Raw genomic sequence first — 19997 nt, 5'->3', positions numbered from 1 at the left:
ACCGCTATATGAGACCTTGGATCTCTTCGCCGGATGATGGTGGGCGGTTTTGGGGTAAGAGCATCCGACGCGGTCTTTTCAGAAGACGATCCGAAATGGATTAGTGCTCTATGGCGAAACTGTAATCTATTGCAGGAGCAGCAGTAATTCGAAGCGGTCAAGGCGGCCAGATGACGGATCGCAGTAATGCAGAGGACTATCCGCTCTCCGCCGTTCCGGACGAGGACCGATCCGGGTTCTGGCCGATCACCCTGGTGCTGCTCGGGTTCACCTTCTTCTCCGCCACGATGTGGGGCGGCGCGGAGATCGGGGTCGCGTTCCGGTTCTGGCCTGATCTTGCCCTGATCATCCTTTCCGGGAGTGCGATTCTTTCACTCTACGTCGCCGGTCTCGGCTACATCGGCTACAAGAGCGGGCTATCCACCGTCCTCTCCGCCCGGTTCGCCTTCGGCGATGCAGGCAGCCGGTGGTCCGACGCCCTCCTCGGACTCACCCAGATCGGGTGGTATGCCTGGGGAGCCGCGACGATCGCGATCGTCCTTGTTCGCCTCCTGAATCTCGGCGCAGGATGGGAGATTCCCCTGATCATAATCTTTGGCCTCGGGTTCTGTCTGACGGCGTACGTCGGCTGCCGGGGGCTTGCAGCGCTCTCGAAGGTCGCGGTCCCGGCGATGCTCCTTCTTGTCGCGATAAGCGGCGCGGTTGCCGTAAGAGACGGCGGGGGTCTCGACGGTCTTCTCATGGCAGGGTCGGCGGGCACCCTCACGGTCGCCGAAGCCCTCACCATCGTCGTCGGCACCTTCGTCGCCGGCGGGACGCAGGTTGCCAACTGGACGCGATTTGTCGGCTCAACCCGGGCCGCCGTCGGCTCTACGCTCCTTGCCTTCTTCTTCGGGAACGGACTGATGATCGCCGCAGGGGCCGTCTGTGCCGCCGTTTACGGTCTCTCCGACATCGTCGAGGTTCTGGCCGTCCAGGGGCTTCTCTCCGCCGGCGTCCTGATGCTCTTTCTAAACATCTGGACAACCCAGGACAACACCATCTACAACTTCTCGGTGGCCGGGTGCCACTTCTTTCGGACCGAACGGCGAAGGCTGGTCACCTTCGCCGGCGCCGTTGCAGGGACCGTCCTTGCTTTGCTAGGGATGTATGATATGCTGATCCCCTATATGGTCATGATGGGGGTCTTCATCCCCCCGCTCGGCGGGGTGATCATGGCCGACTTCTTCATCCATCACAAGGGGCACTACCCCGCGCTCGAGGAGGCAGCCCTCCCCCGATTCAACCTGCAGGGGCTCGCCGCCTACGCCGCAGGCTCCCTTGCCGCTCTCGTGGTCCCGGGGATCCCCCCGGCAAACGGGATCGTCGCCGCGTTCCTTCTCTATGCGTTCCTTGACCTGCTTCACATGAACCGCTCGAACCTGTCACGGGAAACCCTGCAGATCGGGCAGAACTCAGGCGGCTCATTCCGGGCGCAGAGGTAGCCGCAGACCCGGCACCGCCAGACCGGGTACTTCAGGGTCTCCGAGACTACGGTATGCTCAGCTTTCTGCCGCTTGCGCTCTGCCGGAGGCGGCCGGCGTTCCGGGACGGGATCGGGAACGCGCGCTCCCGCCGCGACCTCGGCGGAGACGTAGAGGGCGCAGTAACAGGCGCCGTACTCGGCGAGATCGGGGTCCCGGTAGTCACAGGGGCAGATGATATCGAGATCGTCCTCCCGGTTCCCTGAGGCAAGCCGGCAGGGGCAGGAGATGTAGCCGTAGCGCTCCCTATTCGCAAGCAGTCCCCGGACAAGACCGCGGGTGAACTCCCGGTCGGGATTGAGATGATACCCGCCGGCCTCCGCCTCGAGCTCGAGATCGCGCATGAACCGGTCGACAATCTCGTCGCCTGGGCTTTCAGGCACCGATCGCCTCCCGGATCTCCTGCTCCCGGAACCCCACGACCACTTTCGAGTCGTTGACGACGATCGTCGGGAACGAGAGTTGCGGGTTCCAGTGCTCGACCTCACGGACCACGCGGTCCCGCTCCTCGCCCGTGAGGAGGTCGACGTAGATGTACGAGAATCCGACACCGAGATCGGTGAGGAGGTCCTTTGTCCGGGCACACCAGCCGCAGGTACTCAGGGCATAGAGGATCACCCTGCCGCGGTCAGCGCCGGGCACGTGCTGCATCGTCATTACGATCACCTAGAGTCCGGGTGCCCGGAATAAGTAGTTTGCCCTGGAGATCCGGGTCAGGTGGGGGCGGGGCGGAGGAGGAGGTGAAGCCCCGCCCCATCCTCCGGAACCGCAAGCACCGCTCCCGAGAGCCCTAACTTCCGCCGGTAGAACCGGAGCCTTCTTGCCGGGAGGGGGCCGGATCCGCGGATCAAGAGCCCGACCGCATCCCCGCTCCGCCGGAGCGTGAGCCTGATCTTCTGGGTGCCGGAAGCCACCATATCCTCAAGAACCCCGGCGACCTCGTCGGAGAAGCGTTCCCGGTCGATCATCGCCAATGGAAGGGTCCCCTCTGCCTCGACGGAGATATCGACGTCCTCAAAGAGCGGGAGGTAGGCGAGCCGGGAGACAAGTTCCGCCCGGTAGGCCTCCGGGTCGTCGGCGGCCTCGATGAACGCCTCGTCCGAGAACGGTGGGTTTGAGAGATCGTCGATGAGGCTGGAAAGGACCGCCGGAAGGTCTTCCGGGGAGAGGTGGGGGGTCTCACGGTAGCCGAGGATTGTCTTCATAAAATCGGTGAGCAGCCGGTCGGTCCGCCCTAGAGAGAGTTCCCGGGATAACGCCACAGATAAGGATCGGACGATACGGCGGATCCCGGGTCGCGTCACACCAACCTATATCTGTACAATAAGCACACGGGAGATCATGACGCCAGAGAGGAACCCCGGGCGAGCGATCATCATCCTGCTCGCCCTCTGCCTGCTTGCCCTCTGTGCAGGGCCGGCTGGTGCACGCGGACCGACGATCAGCGATATCCAGCCGTATGACACGATCTTCGTCTACGAAGAGGGGCTGAACCTCACGCAGCTCCGCGACCCGACCACGAAGAGCCCCATCACGGCGCTTCAGAAGTACCAGGACGACAACCCTGACCGAGGGGTCACGAGAAGCATCCCTGTCGCTGACGATACCAACTTCGACGTGCAGGAGTTCCTGGTGCGGGGGGATTACGGACCCTACTACGCCTTCAACCCCACCGACGGCAACACAGCGCTCGTCTTCATCCGCGAACCCGAGATCTTCCTTGACGTGGTGCTTGCAAACCCCAACCACAACGAGCCCCTGGCAGGGCTTACGGTCTCCCCGAACACGAGAATTGCCTTCCGGGTGGTCAGTCCCGATGTCGGGGCATTCTATCGGACGGACAATCTCTATCCGGCGACGATCGACCTCGTGCTCACCACGCCGGGCGGGGCTGAGACGACCAGGATCGGAGGTCTCAACTTCGCGGGGCTGAACGTCAGTTCGACCCGGTTCTACACCGACGATCCCGGAATGCCCGGGGCAATCCGGATCGGCGACCTCGGTGCGCCGGGGACCTACTCAGTCCGGGCTGTATGGAGTACACCGGCAGGATTCGAAGCGAACGCTCCCGACTCCGAACCGGTGACGTTCACGGTCGCCAACCGTGTCGGGGTCGATACCACCCCAACACCGGCACCCACCGTGACTCCGACTCCAACACCGACGGCAACCCCCACCCCGACGACACCGCCCACGACCGCCCCGACGGCAACAGAGACCGCCACACCACCGGCCCCGACCGGGACTGAGACGACGGTGCCGGCAACCACCACGCCGACCGAAGCGCCGCTCCCGGTAGGGCTTGCAGTCGTAGCGCTCGGTCTCGCGGTCCTCCTCGTCGGCAGGCGCCGCTGAGATACTCAACAGAACCGGCAGCCGCAGCACCCGGCCCCATCCCGGATCCGGCGCAGAGCAGCTGCCGCCCATTTTACAACACCAGGATCGGGATCATCGAGCGCCGCGGAGAGCGCCGGGACCGCGGCCGTATCCCCGTTCATCCCGAGGGTGTAGGCCGCCCACATCCGGAGTCGGGGGTCAGGGTCCTTGAGCGCGGCTAAAAGCGCCGGGAGGGCGGCCGGGCCCAGGGAGGCGAGGGATTTCGCCGCCTCCATCCGGTCAGCGCTTCCGCCGTCGCGTAAGGCGTCAATCAACTCTTCGATCACTGCGACTCTTTCTCCTTCTGCTCAAACTCGGCAAAGACCTCGTCCAGGCCCACGTAGACCGGGAAGAGCTCGTGGACGCCTGCAAGCAGGAAGACTCGCTGAACCTCGGGCGAGAGCGAGCAGAGCGCCATCTCACCATTCGTCTGGCGCAGGTCCCGAAGCTTTCCAATAAGCACGCGTAGACCGCTGCTGCTCATGTAGACAGCTTTCTCCAGGTTGACGAGCACCCGCCTCCCGCCCCGGGCCAGAACCTCAGAGAGAGCCGTATCCAGGCGACCCGCCGATTCTGCATCGATCCTCCCGTCCACCGATACGATTGCTGTACCGTCCTGTTCGCGGACTGTGACATCCATGATCCTTCTATCGGCGCGGGAAAGAAAAAGGCACTCGTTTTTGGGCGCGTGATTGGCGTGATTCAAAAAAGGTGAGTGGGTCTGCCGATCTCTCAGAGAACGGCGATGATCTCGACCGGGGTGCCCCACTGCTGGATGGTCACGGTATCGCGGGCGATCTCGCCTGCGAAGGTGATCCGAGTACCGTCGACGCGGTAGGTCTCGTTCAGGTTGAGCGGAAGGTAGTCTTCACCGTCATCGGCGACGATCCCGTAGAACCCACCCTCGAGGTCGACGTAAGTGACCGTCCCGGTTGTTGCAACGTAGGTGGCGTTCTCTGCTTCATCGATGGCGATGACCTCGACCGGCGTCCCCCACTGCTGGATGGTCACGGTACCCTCCCGGACCCGGGCAACGAACGTCACGTTCGCTCCGTCTTTCTGCCAGGTCTCGTTCAGGTTGAGCGGGAGATACCGCCGGCCGTCGTCGGTGATGATCCCGTAGAACCCACCCTCGAGATCGATGTAGGTGATTGTCGCGTTTCCGGCAATGAGCTGGACCCCCGCGATCCGCTCGATTGAGCGGATCTCGACCGGGGTGCCCCACATATGGAACCCTATAGCGTCCTTTGCCACGTCGGCGCTGAACGCCACCCGGATTCCGTCAACCTGGTACTCCTCCGGGAGGTTTGTGGGCAGATACTTCCCGCCGTCGTCGGTGATGAGGCCATAGAACCCGCCCTCAAGATCGATGTAGGTGACCGTGGCGTTGGCTGTAACCGTGCGGGGAGTATCGTCCGTCTCAATCTCGATTATCTCGACCGGCGTCCCCCACTGCTGGATGGTCGCCGTCTCGCCTGAAGGTTCAACGACAAACGTCACCCTGAGACCGTCCTGCTGGAACTCCGCCGGGAGGCTCGCAGGCAGATAGCGTTCGCCGTTATCGGCGACGATCCCGTAGAATCCGCCCTCAAGGTCGACATAGGTGATTGTCCCGTTCCCCGCGATGCGGTCGGCCGGACCACCGCCCGCCTTCTCGGCGGCCATGCACCCGCAGGCGATGATCGCACCAAGGAGAGCGAGGGCGATGACTAGGTAGCTTGGATGTGCTCGCGTCATAGGCTTCAACAACGAACTATTCTATCGCTGCAGGTAAGTAGGTTACCTTAACTACGAACGTATTCGAACCCATCCGCGCAGCGGGGCCGTATACATCGAGCGTAGAAAAAAGGAGTTATCTTCCCCCGACGCCGCCGCCGCCAAAGCCGCCACCGCCGCCGAAGGACCCGCCACCGCCAAAACCGCCACCGCCGCCGGAAGAGGGCGGTGAGTAGAGGACGATGGGGGCAAAGATCACCGGCATGTTCGAGTAGAGCGGCATCCCGACGTCCGGGAGACTGATGTTTAAGTTCTTCATCGCCTCCTCGACCTTATCCCCAAGACCGAGCGCCGTTCCGTAGACCAGCCACTCTCCCCATATCGAGAGATCAGCAGGTGAGTACTGCCGGATCAGGGCAAGGTCCGAGAGGAAGTTGGCGAACGCGTCCCACTCGAGTTTCTCCTTGTAGTGGTCGTCCCTCCAGAAGCCGAAGAGCGGCGAGGGGAAGAGAGCCGCAATCCCGACCTGGACGGCGACGACGAAGGAGAGGAGGGCGGCCGGTATGAGGAGGTAGGCCGCTCCCGGCGCGAGGATGAAGAGGAGGATCGCAAGCGCACAGGGGATGGCGCCGAGGAAGATGAGCGGGAGGATGGTCTCCCGGCCATCACGGACGTACCGCCGCGAGAGGGTTGTGTCCACGTCGCGGGTCAGGGCGGCAAACGACTGCTGATACTGCAGGATCCGGTGCTGGTAGCCCGGGCTCCGCCGCGCGGTCTCGGCGAACGCCTCAAGTTCAGCGGTATCGACGATATGGTCGTCTGCGATGTGGCCCAGGAAGTTGAGCACCCGCTGCTCGTAGGGATCGTCCGACTCGTTTGAGATGATCCGGACCGTGACCCCGCCGCCCTCCGGTTTCTCCGCAACAACGATCTTCTTTTTCCGGTGAAGATCGAGGACCGTCGCATAGAACCCATTCTCGTCGAACTCAAAGGGATCTCCCTTGAAGAGGAGGTTCACCTGCCAGGGTTTGAGCGCGGTATTCGGGGTGAAACTCAGATACTCCGGCACGGTGAAGGGTTTCTCTCTGCCGTAGCGCAGATATATGCCCAGGAGGATGAACGGTGTTAGAAGTACAAGGATCGTCGCAAGGCCGTTGAGGATGCCTGCCGCGGCATAGAAGATCGGAGGCCACCGGTTGGCGTCGGCCGCCTGCTGCTGCACGTTCGGGACGAACTGCGGGAAGGCCTCGATCCCTTCCATGAAGGCGGGGTCGAGGAGCATCTCGACGTTCAGCGCGTCGTCCTGCGACGCACTCCCGGTGATGACGACGGCGTCATCCGTCCGCTCGACATTCAGGGTAGGGGGATGAGTGTAGACCTCCTCGATGCTCCCGGCGAACGGGAGGGTGATCCGGAGATCCCGGTAAGGGACGTGCTCGTCGACGAGCCGGAGGTTTAAGTGCGCCCACTGGTCATCGTACTCGATCGGCGGCCGGATCTGGTAGCGGTATTCCACCGTGTAGGTGCCCGGGGTGAAGTAGTCGGGGTTGTAGATACCAACCTCGCTTGTGAGCGCTAAATTACGGATCGTCGCTAGATCTGCGGAGCTCGGCATCCCGGAGGCGGTCCGCACCTCACCCTCGAAGTCCTTGATGTAGCCTATGGTCCCGGGCGGGGCGGTCATACCGAGAAACTCGATGTGCGGCTGGTCGATGGCCATGAAGGTGAGCGGGTCTGCCCAGTAGCGAAAGAGCATCCGATACTCCCCCGCCGCCCGTACATCATACGTGTAGCGCTCGATGAAGGTCCCGTTATCGTAAAAGACGGCATCGTAGTGCTGGACCTCCAGGTTCCCCTGGAAGAGGCCACCGAGAGCATTTACTCCTGCGACCGCCAGCACCCCGACAAGAAGGGTGATGGCAACAAGGATGGCGATCTGTTGCCGTTCGGTCATACCCATCGCAGATCAGAAGGCTATCTTCGGGGCTCGCTCAATCTCTTCGCCGAACTCAAGGTACTCGAGCTTCGTAAAGCCCATGATCCGGGCGACCAGGTTCGAGGGGATGGTGTCGGTCATGGTATTGTACTGCTGGGCGATGTTGTTGTAGGTGTAGCGGTGCCGGGCGATCTCATCCTCGACATCCTTGACCGCACTCATCAGGTTCTGGACCGTCTGGGAGGTCTTGAGGTCAGGGTAGTTCTCGGCAACCGCAAGCAGCCGCCCGAGGACCGACCGGGACTCACGCTCGAGTTCGTTCAAGTCACCGGGACCGGCGCTGCCGATACGGGCCCGCATCGCGGTCACTTCGGTCAGGGTCTCCTTCTCGAATGCCGCATAGCTCTTCACGGCGCCGAGGAGCTGTTCGATCATATCAAGCCGCTTCTTCATCGCGACCTTCACCTGGCCGACCGTGGCTTCCGCGGAGTTTTTGAGGGAGAAGAACCGGTTATAGATACCTATACCGGCCGCGACGATGCCGATGACGATCAGCACCACGACGACGATAAGGACAAGGGAGATGATGTCCACCAAGGTTGTCACCACTATTCTATGTGCCTTGCAGCGTATTTAAACTGCAGGGATGAGAAAATCTCACCTCAAAACCAAAAATAAAGGAATTCTTGCCCAGATTAATCGGATATAACCACCGCACCCATTCAAAGAGTGCCCTGGTTCAATTCAGGCAAGGATGGGTGAGGAGATCCGAAAAGGCTGGCTTTCACCTCGCCTTTTGGAGCCGGTGTGAATGGGTCGGGGGGAGGAAATCCGGCTACTCCGGGACAACCTCGCCGGAACTCACCATCGCCACGATCTTGCCCTCTTCGTCACGGAGAAGGGCATTGTGCCAGAGGATCGGCTGCTCCCGGCCGCTTCTGGTCAGAACCGGACTCTCCTCGAGGGGAGGAAGATCGTTTTTGCCCGCCATAACCTCAGCGAAATTCTGCGCAAGGCGGTCGCGCAGACGCTCAGGGACGACCGTCGTAAACCAGTTCTTCCCGGTGAGGTCCTTCTCGACATACCCAAGGATCTCACACCCCCGATGGTTGATGAGGTTGATGGTGCCGTCAGCCCCGATCACTGCTATCATTATGCCGGCGGCGTTCAGGTAACCCTGAACCCGGTCACGCTCGGCGACCAGGAGGCTCTCTGCTGCAGCGCGGTCGGTGACGTCCTCGGCGATTCCGAGCATGTAGCGCAGCCTGCCGTGGGAATTGAAGATCGGGATCTTCTTCACCGCAAGGATCCGCCCCTCCGGGAGGGTGATCTTCTCTTCCAGGGCGGTTGATCCCTCCAGCAGCTCCCGATCGCCGTCAACGAAGAAGGCAGCCATCTTCGGTGGGAAGAGGTCGATGGCCTGCTTACCGGCCATCTCCTCCTGTGTCAGTCCGAGGAAGACCTCTGAGGCCCGGTTCGCAAAGACAAAGGTGTTCTTTTCCACCTCCCAGACGAAGACCATGCTCGGGATGTTGTTGACGACCGAATAGAGGAACGACTTCCACTGGGCCACCCTCTTTGTGGCGCGCACCCGTTCGGTGACGTCACGACAGACCATCCGGTAGCCCGTAAAATCGCCGATGATATCGTAGACCGGGGTTCCGCTTACCTCGAGGATGACGGTGCTCCCGTCCCGGTGGTGCATCGTCCACTCAAAGAGGACTTTCTGCTCCGGGTCGGCAAAGAGGGCGGCAATCTGCTCCTTGACCCGCTCCGCCTTATCCGGCGGCATGAAGTCGCAGGGGGTCTTGTGAAGCATCTCCTCGGGAGAGTAACCGAGAATATCCTGGCTTTTTGGGCTGACATAGGTGAATGTGCATGTCTCGTCGACGTTCAGGATCAGGTCGTTGATATTCTCGACGAGGCTCCGGAAGAGGAATTCGCTCTCGCGCAGTGCCTCCTGTGCCCGCCGGCTCTCGGTGATGTCCTCAAGGATGATGGTGACCCCCGGGGCCCCGTCATTGAAGACGGTGGGAAGGAACTTGATCCGGAAGAAGAGTTCATCGTCGCGCCGCAGGAACCGGAGCTCTTCCGTGACTTCACGGCCGTTCAAGGCATCGGTGATCCGGCTCTGTATCAGCGGGTGATCGAACGCGGCAAGCGGGGACTCCTCGATACTTTTTCCGATGACATCGTCCCGTTCTCGCCCCGCAAACTTGCAGGCAGCATCGTTTGCCTGGACAATCCGGCGCTCGCGGTCGAGCACCAGCACGAGATCCGACGAGAAGTTGAGCATGGCAGCGATGGGAACCCTCTGAGAGAGGTAAAAGACCTTGGCCTTTCCGTAGGTCTTCATCTCCACCTGCCCCGATACGAGGAGGACATCCAGATACCGCGAGACCGTGTTTCGATTGATCCCGACGGCGGCGGCAAGATCAGAGACCGACATGCCCCGCGGGTGCTCTTTCAAGGCGCCAAGCAGGAGAGGGAGTGCGTCGGTAGTGCGATCCATGTGCAAACAGAATTTCGCGCCTGAGGATATAGTGCTTTGCAGTGTTGCATGTCATAGTGATTCGCACAATGCTACGCCATAATGCAAAGCAATAGGCGAAAATTATATAAATTAAACAGGGTAACATATGATCCCCCAGCGTCAGGAAACGGGGAATCTCCCTGACGACCCGGGCCACACGGGCACAAGTGGTCCGGACCGGCATTGGTCGGCTGGGCTCGGTGAACGGAACATTCACCACGCTGATTGCACCAACGTCACGATGCGCCAGCATCAGGTGCATCCACAGGCACACCTCAAAAGGCACACCTCTCTAAACACTTATACCGGCACGGTGGGGGGACCCGGGCGGGTGTAACACCCGCCCGGGATTTCCCGCAAACCCCACAATGGTTATCACACACCCGACAATATCCCTCATCTTTTTTGTCCCTCCCCTAAGAGGCCCAAGAATCAGAAAGCAACATCTATCATCCATCAGAATAAAATTTCGTTGAATGTGCGGGCATTTTGAGATCATCGAGAGAAGGATTGACACCGTCGATATCATCGCGGTGAGCGGCAGGCTTGATGCCGGAACTTCCGGACTGGCTGAGGAGCGGATCAACCGGGTGCTCGACGCCGGGGGAAAGTGCCTCCTCATCAACCTCTGCGATTTAGACTACATCAGCAGCTCCGGTCTTCGGGTGCTGCTTGCTGCGCTGAAACGGCTGAAGAAAGACGGCGGAACGCTCCGGATCGCCTGCGGGAATCCGCAGATCCTCGAGGTATTCACCATGGCCGGATTCCACCGGATCTTTTCCATATACAATGACGAGGCGGCGGCGCTCACCGAGCTTGAAGCGGGACCATAGGTAGACCTGTATGGCGTTCTCCGGCATTGGCGACATGTTTTACGTGCTTCTGGAGATGATCTGCGTCGTCATCGTGGTCGCCTACCTGATCACGCGGACGAAATCTTTTACAGAGGTGCTTGAAGGCGCCGTCACCTGGAAGGGCCAGGCGATACTCATCCTCCTGTTTGGAGCGCTCTCCATCTACGGTACCGAGAGCGGCATCACCATTGCCGGAGCCACGGCAAACGTCCGCGACCTCGGTCCCATGGTCGGGGGGCTCTCCTGCGGCCCGGTGGTTGGGCTCGGCGCCGGCCTGATCGGCGCTGCGTACCGCTTCTCCCTTGGAGGATTCACCGCCGTCCCGTGCACGGTGGCAACCATCCTCGCAGGCCTCCTTGGTGGGCTGATCTTCCTTGCCGCCGGCCGAAAGTTCATCGGGATGTACGGCGCGGTCCTCTTTGCCGCCGGCATGGAGATGCTTCATATGGGGCTCACTCTCCTCCTCTGCCAGCCGTTCGAGCAGGCGCTTGCGGTCGTCGAGGAGGTGGCCATCCCGATGATCGTCGCAAACACCATCGGGGTCTTCATCTTCTCGTTCATCATCGGAAACCTGATCACCGAGCGGCAGACGAAGGCCGAGCGCGATACCTACCTCCAGGAACTCGAGCGCAAAAAGGCCGAACTCCGGATCGCACGCGATATCCAGATGAGCTTCCTCCCCGATCGACTGCCGGAGATCCCCGGCCTCGAACTCGCCGCCCTCTCGCTCCCGGCAAAAGAGGTCGGAGGCGACTTCTACGACGCGATCCCGCTTTCCGGGAACCGGACGGCCTTTGTCATCGCCGATGTTGCGGGGAAGGGTGTTCCTGCAGCACTCTTCATGGCGCTCTCGCGGACGGTGCTGCGGGCGAACGCGCAGGTTCCCCGGAGCGCCCGCGAGGCCGTCAGCGAGGCGAACACCCTGATCGCCGAGGACGCGAAGTCCGGGATGTTCGTCACCCTCTTTTACGCGGTCGTCGATCCGGCAGAAAAAACGCTTGCTTACGTCAACGCAGGGCATAACCCGCCCCTCCTCTTTCGATCGGGCGGCGGTCGGCCGGTAAAGCTGAAAGGAACCGGGATCATCATCGGGGTGATGCCGGATGCCGAGTACCGGGAGGAAACAATCCGTCTTGAGAGCGGCGACCTCCTCCTCCTCTACACCGACGGCGTCACCGAGGCGATCAACTCCGCTGAAGAGCAGTTCGGGGAAGAGAGGCTGATCGAGACGGTCATGAGAAGTCGCGATCTCCCTCCAGCCGAGATCGTCGGCCGGGTCCGCGACGCGGTTATGCAGTTCTCAGGCGACGAGCCGCAGTTCGACGACCAGACCCTCATGGTCATCCGGGTGGTCTGATGCCGGAACTCACCGTGCAGGCGGATCTTGCGGCACTCCCGGTGATTGCCGACTTCCTCGCCGAGACCCTTGCGGGATGCGGCGACGACCTCATCTTTGCTGTCCAGCTCGCCGTCGACGAGGCCTGCAGCAACACCATCCTCTACGGTTACCCTGCCGGAGAGGCGGGTACGATCACGCTCACCTGTAGCGTCGATGCCGACGCAGTCCTCGTGACGATCACCGACGACGGCATTCCCTTCGATCCCCTTACCGCTCCGCCGCCACGCCTTGACGTCCCCGCAGAAGAGCGCCCGATCGGGGGGCTCGGGATCCACTTCATCCGGACGGTGATGGACAGCGTCACATACGCCCGAAGGGACGAGAGGAATATCCTCTCGATGGCAAAGAGGCGGAAAGCCTCACCTTGAGGCCAGAAGAAGCGATCCGAGCACCCGGGGGAGGTCCTCTTTCTTCGTGACGACCTCTGCCGACTCCTCAAGCATCAGGTTGACGAGTTCGTGCTGCCCGGCAATCCTGAAGTCGGTCCGGAGGGCGACGACTCTCTTTCCAAGTGCGTAGGCATACCCCATCTCCCAGGATGTCCCGGAATCGGCATCGGCGCCATCGACGACCGCGACGACGAGATCGACGTCCTGGAGAGCCGCAAGGTGCTGCGCAAAGATGGCCCGGTGCTCCTCCCGGCACCGGGTATGGCTTGTGTCCCCCACCTCCTGAGGGAGGTAGACATCAAAGAGGTGTGATTCGAGGAGGTCGTGGATGGCAAGGTTGTAGGTCCTCTCAGCCTCTGAGAAGAGTGGGCCTGCAAGGTAGACCCTGTAGCGGGCGAACTCCTTGACGTCGACCGCCGGGATCTCCGGGAACCGGGCAAGAAAGGCACCGCGTCCCGGCTGTTTCTCGGTCGAGTAGTAGGTGGCGTTCACCCCGCAGGTTGGTGAGGAGTCCACCCCAACGATCGCAAGCGGCGGCTCCCCGCGCTCCCGGATGATCTTTCGGACCTCCGCTTCGAGCCGATCGAGGAGAGCGGCAAATTCGTCGGTCGCAAGCCGCTCAAGATACGAGCCCGGCGGCCGGTCGCGGCCGAGGTAAATCGTCTCCGGGCAGGGGAGCGGGACCATCTCGATCGAGAAGCGCCGGCAGCGCTCTCTGGCCCGGCCAAAGCAGCGGAGATCCTCATCGGTCGTGATTCCGCGGGCGCGGCACGCGGGATCCTCTATGCAGGGAGCGATGAGCACGTACATTGATAGTACCTGGGCGGCGTACCATAACAAGACAGATGATACCGCTCTATGCTTACCGTGACAACACCTGCGATCCGCGGAAGTGTACGGTAAAGAAACTCGCACAGCGCGGGCTTCTCCGGATGGTCACAAGCATCGCAAAGATCCCCCGCTCGACCCTCCTCCTCGACCCGACTGCGGAGAAAGCGGTCTCCCCCGCCGACCGGAACCTCCCCTCGATAACCGCGCTCGACTGCTCCTGGGAGGTCCTCGATACCGGGGCCGTCGCTTCCTGGCGCAACCGCCGGGCGCTCCCCTTCCTTGTGGCCGCAAACCCGGTGAACTTCGGCAGGCCGTTCCGGCTCACCTCGGTGGAGGCGATGGCCGCGACGCTCTACATCCTCGGCGAGAAGGAGCAGGCTCACGATATCCTCGCCCCGTTTGGATGGGGGCTCCGGTTCCTCGAGGTGAACGCCGATCCCCTCGAGGACTACTCGCGGGCAAAGGACAGCGCCGAGGTCGTCGCCCTCCAGGCGCTGTATATGTAGCACCGGCCGAGCGTCATTCCGGTGATGGCGGCGGCCAGCGATGGGGACCATCTGATCCGCTGATGGAGAAGACCGGGAGACTCGGGGTGCAGGACCGGAAGAGAGTGCCGATCCGGTTCGGCGAAAAGGTGCATCCCGTCCGGGTGAAGACCTCGACCGTCAGGGCGCCTGATTGCGGAGAAACTCGAATGTGACGGCCTTGCTGGTGATTGCACGTGACCCGGGTATGCCTCCCAGATGCGTGACCGACGGAGGCTATCGGAGCGAGAAAGAGGGCGTACCAGCGCCGGAGGTGGTGCAGGGGGTGGGTACCCACCCGACCGCCCAAACACGGCAAACGCCGCACGCGACGTGTAAGTGCGAATACCTCCCACCGGGAGGTGTTCCACTCGCGTCTACAAGTTCTCTCATGTCACCGGGGTAATAGTTCCCCAAATTATTAGATGATCCGGGCGATATTTATACGATTCTATTTAATTCCGCCCATCAATCCTCATTTTCGCTTCAAATTACCGAAAGACTTTTTGAACATAGGATAGCTTCCCGAGCTATCGTAACTTTCCAGTCCATATGGGGAGAAAAAAGGACAGATTGACGACTTGAATCAGAAAGGATTCTTTCAAACTGTCTGACATGTGGCATACGGGGGAGGGTGCGCAGCCCCGCTCCCGCATCAGGGCTAGCGGCTGCTCACCAGAACCCGGGCACCAGGACATACATCGCCCAGCCCATGTACTCGCGGCCGTAACCGAAGTACTCGTCCTGGATACGGTGGAGGTAATCGATCATCCATTCGCGTTCGGGGTGATCGGGGTGCTCCGCGAGCCAGGAGAGGATCGCCTGCCAGATCCCGGACTCGTAGCGGTCCCAGTCCTCAGGGCTTGACCGAAAAACCGCGGCGATATCGAATCCGGCATCCCGGACGATGCCGAGGATCTCGTACTCCGTCAGGACGTCGGGCCATGCCCGGGCGAACTCGGGCGGAGTGCTGTCGGACCGCCAGCAACGGTCCCCGATGACGATGGTCCCCTCATCCGATACCATCCCCACAAGGGCGTCGAGCGTCGCGGCAAACCCGCCCCAGATATGGGAGGCCCCGATTGCTGCGGCACAGTCGAACGGCTCGTCGGGGACGTACTCCCGGGCGTCCATGCACCGGACAGCCATCCGATCGGTAAGTCCCGCCGCCTGGAACGTCTCCTCAGAGCGGCGGCAGGCATCCTCCCGGGCCTCAATCCCAAGGCCTGATATCCCGTACTCGCGCCCCCAGAGGGCGAGGATCGTTCCGTTCCCGCACCCGGGCTCGACGACGCGGGCCCCCTCCCGGAGCACGGCCGCCCGTCCGGCGGCAAGCACCTTCTCGGGCGTCGTGGGGTTCATGATCGCAAGCCCTCCCTGGGATATGCTGACGAGTTCGTTCTTCTCCATGAATAAGAGGCCTCCGGGCCTTCTCATACAGGGTAGGCGGTCCGGCCATATATCCATAACACCCCGTATCAGCCCATCGAGGCCTTTGTAGCGCCGTTTCTCTCCGAAGGGTACCCATATATACCAAGATCGTCACCGTCATGCTATGCCCCCGGACCATGATATCCCGGGGAGAGCCCTGCGGGCCCTCAAGTCCCGGCCGAAGGGCATGACGATCACCGAACTTGCAAAGGCCCTCGGTGTGAACCGGAACTCGGTCTCAAAGCACCTCGAGGTGCTGCAGGCCGCCGGCCAGGTCGATCTCCAACTCGTCGGGAATGCCAAGGTCTACTCCATCGCACAGCGCGTGCCCCTCTCGGCGTTTCTCTGCTTCACGAAGAACCTGATCCTGGTCCTCGATGCCGACCTCGTCATCGTTCAGGCCAACGACCAGTGCCTTGCGCGATTGGGACGCCCAAAAGAGGAGGTTGTAGGCCAAAACCTACGTGAGGCCAACCTCCCCATCGTCTCGTCCCCACAAGCCCTTGCGGTTGTCGAAAGCCTCGAACGGGAGCAGGTGATCACCGATATCCGCTACCGGCACGAGAACGGCAGGGAGGCCTTCTATCAGATGCAGGCGATCCCGACGACGTTCGAGGACGGGACGAAGGGGTGCACGATAGTCCTCGAGGATATCACCGACCGGAAGCGCTATACCCAGAACATGGCGTTCCTCGCCCGGACGGCGATCGACCTCGTCGACCTCCAGCCGGTGGAGGATATCTACCGCTACATCGCCGAAGGGCTTGCGGAACTCGTGCCGGGTGCGTATGCCTACATCTTCTCCTACGATGCGGCCGACCGGCAGTTCATCATCCGGGATCTCGCTGGCGAGGGGTTCCGGGAGGGGCTTACGGAACTCCTGGGAGAGGACCCCGTCGGCCTCTCCCTCCCGATCGGCCGGATCTTTGATCCCCCATACAACCAGACCCCCCACTCGGTGCGCGGCATACAGGAGTTCGTCCTCCGTCCCGAACCCTCCTCGTGGTCGCTCTACGACCTCTGCTTTGAGGCGATCCCAAGAGAGGTCTGCGAGGCGATCCTTGCCCGGTTCGATATCCAGACGCTCTGGGTCATGGGGCTGGTCTGGCGCGATGAGGTCTTCGGCATGGCCGGGGTCTTTCTCTCCCCGGGAAAGGGACTTGAGAACCGGGAGACGGTGGAGTCGTTCGTCCGGCAGGCTTCCATATCCCTTGCGCGGCGCGAGGCCGCCGAGCACCTCCGGCAGAGCGAGGCGCGGTTCCGGGGCATGATCGATTCGTCCCCCTTCGGGGTCGCGCTCATCGACCAGGATGGCCGGTTTACCTACACAAACCGGAGGTTTTGGGAGATATTCGGCTACGAGCCGGAGAGCAAAACCACGGCCATCGAGTGGAGCCGCCGGATCTTCCCTGACGACAACGACCGGCTGGAGGCCATCAGGGCCTGGCAATCGGACCTCAAACGATCGGCTCCAGGCCGGATTCGCCCCCGGACATTCGTCATCCGATCCAGGGACGGACAGAAGAAGACGATCCTTTCGCGTGCCGTCACGCTCCCTGACGGGACGGAATATGTTACCTGCGAGGACATCACCGAAGAGGTGCAGACCTACCGCATCCTTCTTGCGGATATCGCCGACCTGCGACGGCGGGAACAGGAACTCCTCATCAAAGACCGTGCGATCGCCTGCACCCAGCGGGCGGTCGCCCTCCTCGACCCGGACGGGGTGGTGACCTATGCGAACGCCGCATACCTCGCCCTCTGGGGTTACCCGACCGCAGAGGAGGTGCAGGGGTCACACTTCTCCCGGTTCTGGGAACGCCCCGGCGAGATGCGGGGGATCGTCAGGGCCGTCCTCAACGGTGAAGCCTGGCACGGTGAGCAGACCGCCCGCCGGAGCGACGGCACGCGGTTCCCGGTGGACCTCCTCGGGACACCGATCGTGGCCGAAGGCGGCAGGGTGATCGGGATGATGGCGGCAGCGACGTTCCGGAGGAACGGAGCATGAGCACCGGCAGGGGCGAACGGCGACGTTCCGCCAGGAACGGAGCATGAGCACCGGCAGGGGCGAGCGGCGACGTTTCGCCAGGAACAGAGCACGAGCAGATGGACCACCCGGAAAAGGCATATAAACGTATGCCCGGCACTGCCGCTCTGCAGTACTGCACGGCGATTCTGGCGCGTAAAGGCTTATTTTACCCCCGGAACATCCCGCGTCCGCCCAAGGAGGTGAAGAGATGCAGAAGACCATCGAGAAGAGAGAGGTATGGGAGGAGGGCAACGCGGAGACCCGGGAGTTGATGTACGCCCTCCTCAACGGCGACACCTACACCAGCCTGCAGGCCATCAGTGCCCTCGGGGCACTCGGAGCTCCGGCGGTCGGGCCGCTGGTCCGGGCGCTGCTCGCCGTCGACAGCAACGCACGCTGGACCGTGGCGATGGCGCTTGCCCGTACCGGAAGAGAAGCCGTGGAGCCGCTCATCGAGGTCGTGCTCGGCTCAGACGACGCGATCAAGAACCCGGCGATCTGGGCGCTTGCCGAGATCGGCGACCAGAGAGCAGTCGATCCGCTTGTCGGCACCCTCAGGACCAGCCAGTCCGAGTGCTGCCGGGCCCTGACCGCCGCGGCCCTGCTGAAACTCGGCGATCCGGCGGGGATTGCCGAGGTGGAGAAAGAGTTCGAGCGGGCGGGCGATGGGTTCCGGGGCCTTGCCATGGAGGCCTTCGAGGGGACGTGAAGGTCCCCTCGAGGTACTTTTTTAGCCGTCTCCTCGAACGGCATTGATGAGTAACTTCTAATAGAGCCCGCAAGCAAGAGATCAGTATGCAGGGGCGCCATATCCTCGTCCTGATCCTCCTTGCAGCAGCCGTCATCGTCGGAGGCTGCACGACCACCGAGGGGGATACCACAGATACGCAACCATCCCCCCAGACGCCCGCGCCGACGGAGGTGCAGGCGGTGGGAGGGAACCAGCCGGCCCCGACGCCGCCCGTACCCCCCCGCGGGAAGGATGATAAACCGCAGAGCGTGGGGTTCGTCGACCCCGCGACCTATCACATCGCGACCCCGACGCCCACGACGACGATGATGAACCAGCCAAACGACGTCCGCGTCTCCGGGAAGATGGTGGAGTACGCGGAGGTGACCTGCGAGTACCCTCCCCGCGTTCTCGCCACCGAGGTCTACCACATCCCCTTCCCCTACTGGGCGTTCACCGTGAGCGCAACACCGATGAACGAGTTCCCGTGGCTCGCGGTGGAGATCCGCGATCCCGACGACCCGAACCGGATCGTCAAAGAGATCCGGTATTCTCGAAACGATATCCTTGTTCCTGACGGGAATTCGGACGGAAAAGAAGAACGGTTCATCATCCGGGAAGGGTACGACGATTACTACTTCGTCACCCGTTCGGAGTCGCTGAAATCCTTTACGATCACCATCTCCGTCCCGGAGAAGTACCTCGTCTAGGCGGGAGGAACTTCCGCCCCCTCTTCTGCGGCACGGAGCTCGCGGTCGTAATCCGCGATCGCAGCGGCGTACTCCCGCCACGCCTTGTCCGCTTCCGCGAGGTTCCGGTCTGCCGCACTGTAGTCCCGGACATCGTAGGCGCCCGCCGCCGACAACCAGTACGTGAACGCACGGTTCAGGTTGTCGAGCGCCCGGACGTAGGCCGACTGTGCTCCGGCGTAGGCCGCCGGGACGGCGTCCGCCGCGACGATCTGGCGGTGGTAGGCCGTAACGTCTCTGCCGTACCTCGCGATTGCCGCAAACTCACGCACGTGAGCGTCGCATTCGGCAACCGAGAGATCGGTTGTCGAGGTGCGCATGTACGTGGAGATCTTACCGTAGACCCGGAAGAGGTCGGCCTCCGATGCCGAGATGTGGCTCCGGAACGCCGAAACCTGCTGGTCTTCGGTGTAATCGAATAAGATCGTCCCCCCGATGACGGCGACCGCCACCAGGATGACCGCTACCCCGGCGGCGGTGAGCGCCTGCTTCCGGGTGACGATAATCTTTGGGAGGTTCGGGATCTTGATATCTGGAAGTTTCGGGATCTTCAGGCCGCCGGACGGGGATGGGTTATTGGGATCCATCTTCTATCACACCCCATTCCCCGGCAGGCGGGCGGGAGAGATCCGATACTCCTTCGGCTCGGGGACGTAACGGAGCGGTACGATCTGCGGGGTCTCCGACTGTACGCTCGGGAGACCCGTGCCGGCGGCGTCCCCGATGGCCCGTGGTTTCCCCCAGATCGCCGTGGAATTGGTCGAGACGTTCCACCACTCAAAATCCGTCCCCTCGACATAGTAGTAGTGCTGCCCCCCGTACGTGAAGTATCTCGGCGTGTACCGCGCATAGTAGGGATTGAACTCGCCCATCCGGATGCCGAGGGCCATGTGATCCGAGTACCGGAGCAGCACCGTATCGTAGCCGAGGGCGTCGAGGAGCCCCGCCATCAGGATGGCGGCGTCCTCGCAGTCCCC

21 protein-coding genes and 1 pseudogene are annotated in these 19997 nt (G+C 62.1%); 9 read left to right on the top strand and 13 right to left on the bottom strand.

Features of this window, described 5'->3' with window-relative positions:
• Nucleotides 1–170: 170 nt before the first annotated feature.
• Nucleotides 171–1484: a cytosine permease gene (codB, locus tag ACI94_RS10585; RefSeq protein WP_066958043.1), complete on the top strand. Its 1314-nt coding sequence runs from the start codon at nt 171–173 to the stop codon at nt 1482–1484.
• Here codB and ACI94_RS10580 read toward each other — a convergent pair.
• The 3 genes from ACI94_RS10580 to ACI94_RS10570 form a co-directional block, all read right to left on the bottom strand.
• A complete protein-coding gene (locus ACI94_RS10580; protein ID WP_066958181.1) occupies nt 1403–1867 on the bottom strand; it encodes a ferredoxin-thioredoxin reductase catalytic domain-containing protein in 465 nt (154 codons plus the stop codon). The two genes, codB and ACI94_RS10580, sit on opposite strands and share 82 nt — an antisense overlap.
• A gap of 31 nt (nt 1868–1898) precedes the next feature.
• Entirely contained in the window at nt 1899–2174 is a 276-nt protein-coding gene (locus ACI94_RS10575; protein ID WP_201784942.1) for a glutaredoxin family protein, read from the bottom strand.
• A 62-nt stretch (nt 2175–2236) separates the two neighbouring features.
• Complete coding sequence (locus ACI94_RS10570) at nt 2237–2728, bottom strand: hypothetical protein (RefSeq protein ID WP_286681401.1); 492 nt, start codon at nt 2726–2728, stop codon at nt 2237–2239.
• Nucleotides 2729–2864: 136 nt separating this feature from the next.
• On the opposite strand from ACI94_RS10570, the gene ACI94_RS10565 reads away from it, so the two are divergent.
• On the top strand, nt 2865–3878 hold the full coding sequence (locus tag ACI94_RS10565; protein WP_066958033.1) for a DUF3821 domain-containing protein: 1014 nt from the start codon (nt 2865–2867) through the stop codon (nt 3876–3878).
• 5 nt (nt 3879–3883) lie between these two features.
• Here ACI94_RS10565 and ACI94_RS10560 read toward each other — a convergent pair whose 3' ends face one another.
• The 6 genes from ACI94_RS10560 to ACI94_RS10535 form a co-directional block, all read right to left on the bottom strand.
• Complete coding sequence (locus ACI94_RS10560) at nt 3884–4186, bottom strand: HEAT repeat domain-containing protein (protein WP_066958031.1); 303 nt, start codon at nt 4184–4186, stop codon at nt 3884–3886.
• Nucleotides 4183–4539, bottom strand: a complete 357-nt coding sequence (locus tag ACI94_RS10555) for an STAS domain-containing protein (RefSeq protein ID WP_066958029.1) — start codon at nt 4537–4539, stop codon at nt 4183–4185. Before ACI94_RS10555 ends, ACI94_RS10560 begins: the two co-directional genes overlap by 4 nt.
• Nucleotides 4540–4631: 92 nt before the next feature.
• Nucleotides 4632–5636, bottom strand: coding sequence for a DUF333 domain-containing protein (locus ACI94_RS10550; protein WP_224732789.1), 1005 nt, complete (start codon nt 5634–5636; stop codon nt 4632–4634).
• 115 nt (nt 5637–5751) lie between these two features.
• On the bottom strand, nt 5752–7569 hold the full coding sequence (locus ACI94_RS10545) for a DUF2207 domain-containing protein (protein ID WP_224732784.1): 1818 nt from the start codon (nt 7567–7569) through the stop codon (nt 5752–5754).
• A gap of 12 nt (nt 7570–7581) precedes the next feature.
• A complete protein-coding gene (locus ACI94_RS10540; RefSeq protein WP_394326389.1) occupies nt 7582–8157 on the bottom strand; it encodes a LemA family protein in 576 nt (191 codons plus the stop codon).
• 229 nt (nt 8158–8386) lie between these two features.
• Nucleotides 8387–10063, bottom strand: coding sequence for a PAS domain S-box protein (locus ACI94_RS10535; protein ID WP_273259081.1), 1677 nt, complete (start codon nt 10061–10063; stop codon nt 8387–8389).
• Nucleotides 10064–10560: 497 nt separating this feature from the next.
• On the opposite strand from ACI94_RS10535, the gene ACI94_RS10530 reads away from it, so the two are divergent.
• Genes ACI94_RS10530 through ACI94_RS10520 form a run of 3 tightly spaced genes read left to right on the top strand, consistent with a single transcriptional unit; the run spans nt 10561 to nt 12705 of the window.
• Nucleotides 10561–10917: an STAS domain-containing protein gene (locus ACI94_RS10530; RefSeq protein ID WP_066958026.1), complete on the top strand. Its 357-nt coding sequence runs from the start codon at nt 10561–10563 to the stop codon at nt 10915–10917.
• Nucleotides 10918–10927: 10 nt separating this feature from the next.
• Complete coding sequence (locus tag ACI94_RS10525) at nt 10928–12295, top strand: PP2C family protein-serine/threonine phosphatase (protein WP_066958024.1); 1368 nt, start codon at nt 10928–10930, stop codon at nt 12293–12295.
• Entirely contained in the window at nt 12295–12705 is a 411-nt protein-coding gene (locus ACI94_RS10520) for an ATP-binding protein (RefSeq protein WP_066958022.1), read from the top strand. The genes ACI94_RS10525 and ACI94_RS10520 overlap by 1 nt, the downstream gene beginning before the upstream one ends.
• On the opposite strand, the gene ACI94_RS10515 is transcribed toward ACI94_RS10520, so the two are convergent.
• Complete coding sequence (locus tag ACI94_RS10515) at nt 12697–13536, bottom strand: nucleoside 2-deoxyribosyltransferase (protein WP_066958020.1); 840 nt, start codon at nt 13534–13536, stop codon at nt 12697–12699. The two genes, ACI94_RS10520 and ACI94_RS10515, sit on opposite strands and share 9 nt — an antisense overlap.
• A 35-nt stretch (nt 13537–13571) precedes the next feature.
• Here ACI94_RS10515 and ACI94_RS10510 point away from each other — a divergent pair, with 35 nt between their 5' ends.
• Nucleotides 13572–14063, top strand: a complete 492-nt coding sequence (locus tag ACI94_RS10510) for a DUF367 family protein (protein WP_066958018.1) — start codon at nt 13572–13574, stop codon at nt 14061–14063.
• A 690-nt stretch (nt 14064–14753) separates the two neighbouring features.
• Here the strand turns inward: ACI94_RS10510 and ACI94_RS10505 are convergent.
• The gene (locus tag ACI94_RS10505) at nt 14754–15491 is read right to left on the bottom strand and encodes a cyclopropane-fatty-acyl-phospholipid synthase family protein (RefSeq protein WP_066958016.1); all 738 of its coding nucleotides are present in this window, start codon (nt 15489–15491) and stop codon (nt 14754–14756) included.
• 145 nt (nt 15492–15636) lie between these two features.
• On the opposite strand from ACI94_RS10505, the gene ACI94_RS10500 reads away from it, so the two are divergent.
• The 3 genes from ACI94_RS10500 to ACI94_RS10490 all read left to right on the top strand — a co-directional run bounded on the left by ACI94_RS10500 (nt 15637) and on the right by ACI94_RS10490 (nt 18981).
• The gene (locus ACI94_RS10500) at nt 15637–17520 is read left to right on the top strand and encodes a PAS domain-containing protein (RefSeq protein WP_286681400.1); all 1884 of its coding nucleotides are present in this window, start codon (nt 15637–15639) and stop codon (nt 17518–17520) included.
• Nucleotides 17521–17749: 229 nt separating this feature from the next.
• Complete coding sequence (locus tag ACI94_RS10495; RefSeq protein WP_209727554.1) at nt 17750–18250, top strand: HEAT repeat domain-containing protein; 501 nt, start codon at nt 17750–17752, stop codon at nt 18248–18250.
• Between the two features lie 86 nt (nt 18251–18336).
• Nucleotides 18337–18981, top strand: a complete 645-nt coding sequence (locus tag ACI94_RS10490; RefSeq protein ID WP_286681399.1) for a hypothetical protein — start codon at nt 18337–18339, stop codon at nt 18979–18981.
• On the opposite strand, the gene ACI94_RS10485 is transcribed toward ACI94_RS10490, so the two are convergent.
• Together ACI94_RS10485 and ACI94_RS10480 are read right to left on the bottom strand one after the other, a co-directional pair.
• Entirely contained in the window at nt 18978–19607 is a 630-nt protein-coding gene (locus ACI94_RS10485) for a hypothetical protein (protein WP_286681398.1), read from the bottom strand. The two genes, ACI94_RS10490 and ACI94_RS10485, sit on opposite strands and share 4 nt — an antisense overlap.
• A 6-nt stretch (nt 19608–19613) precedes the next feature.
• A pseudogene (locus tag ACI94_RS10480) lies at nt 19614–19997 on the bottom strand (hypothetical protein); the annotation flags it as partial.

It is taken from the genome of Methanoculleus sp. DTU007, assembly GCF_001512385.1.
In the GTDB taxonomy this organism is placed as follows: domain Archaea; phylum Halobacteriota; class Methanomicrobia; order Methanomicrobiales; family Methanoculleaceae; genus Methanoculleus; species Methanoculleus thermophilus.
The sequence above is the reverse complement of the archived record's forward strand: the minus strand, read 5'-3'. Positions and strand labels throughout refer to the sequence as shown.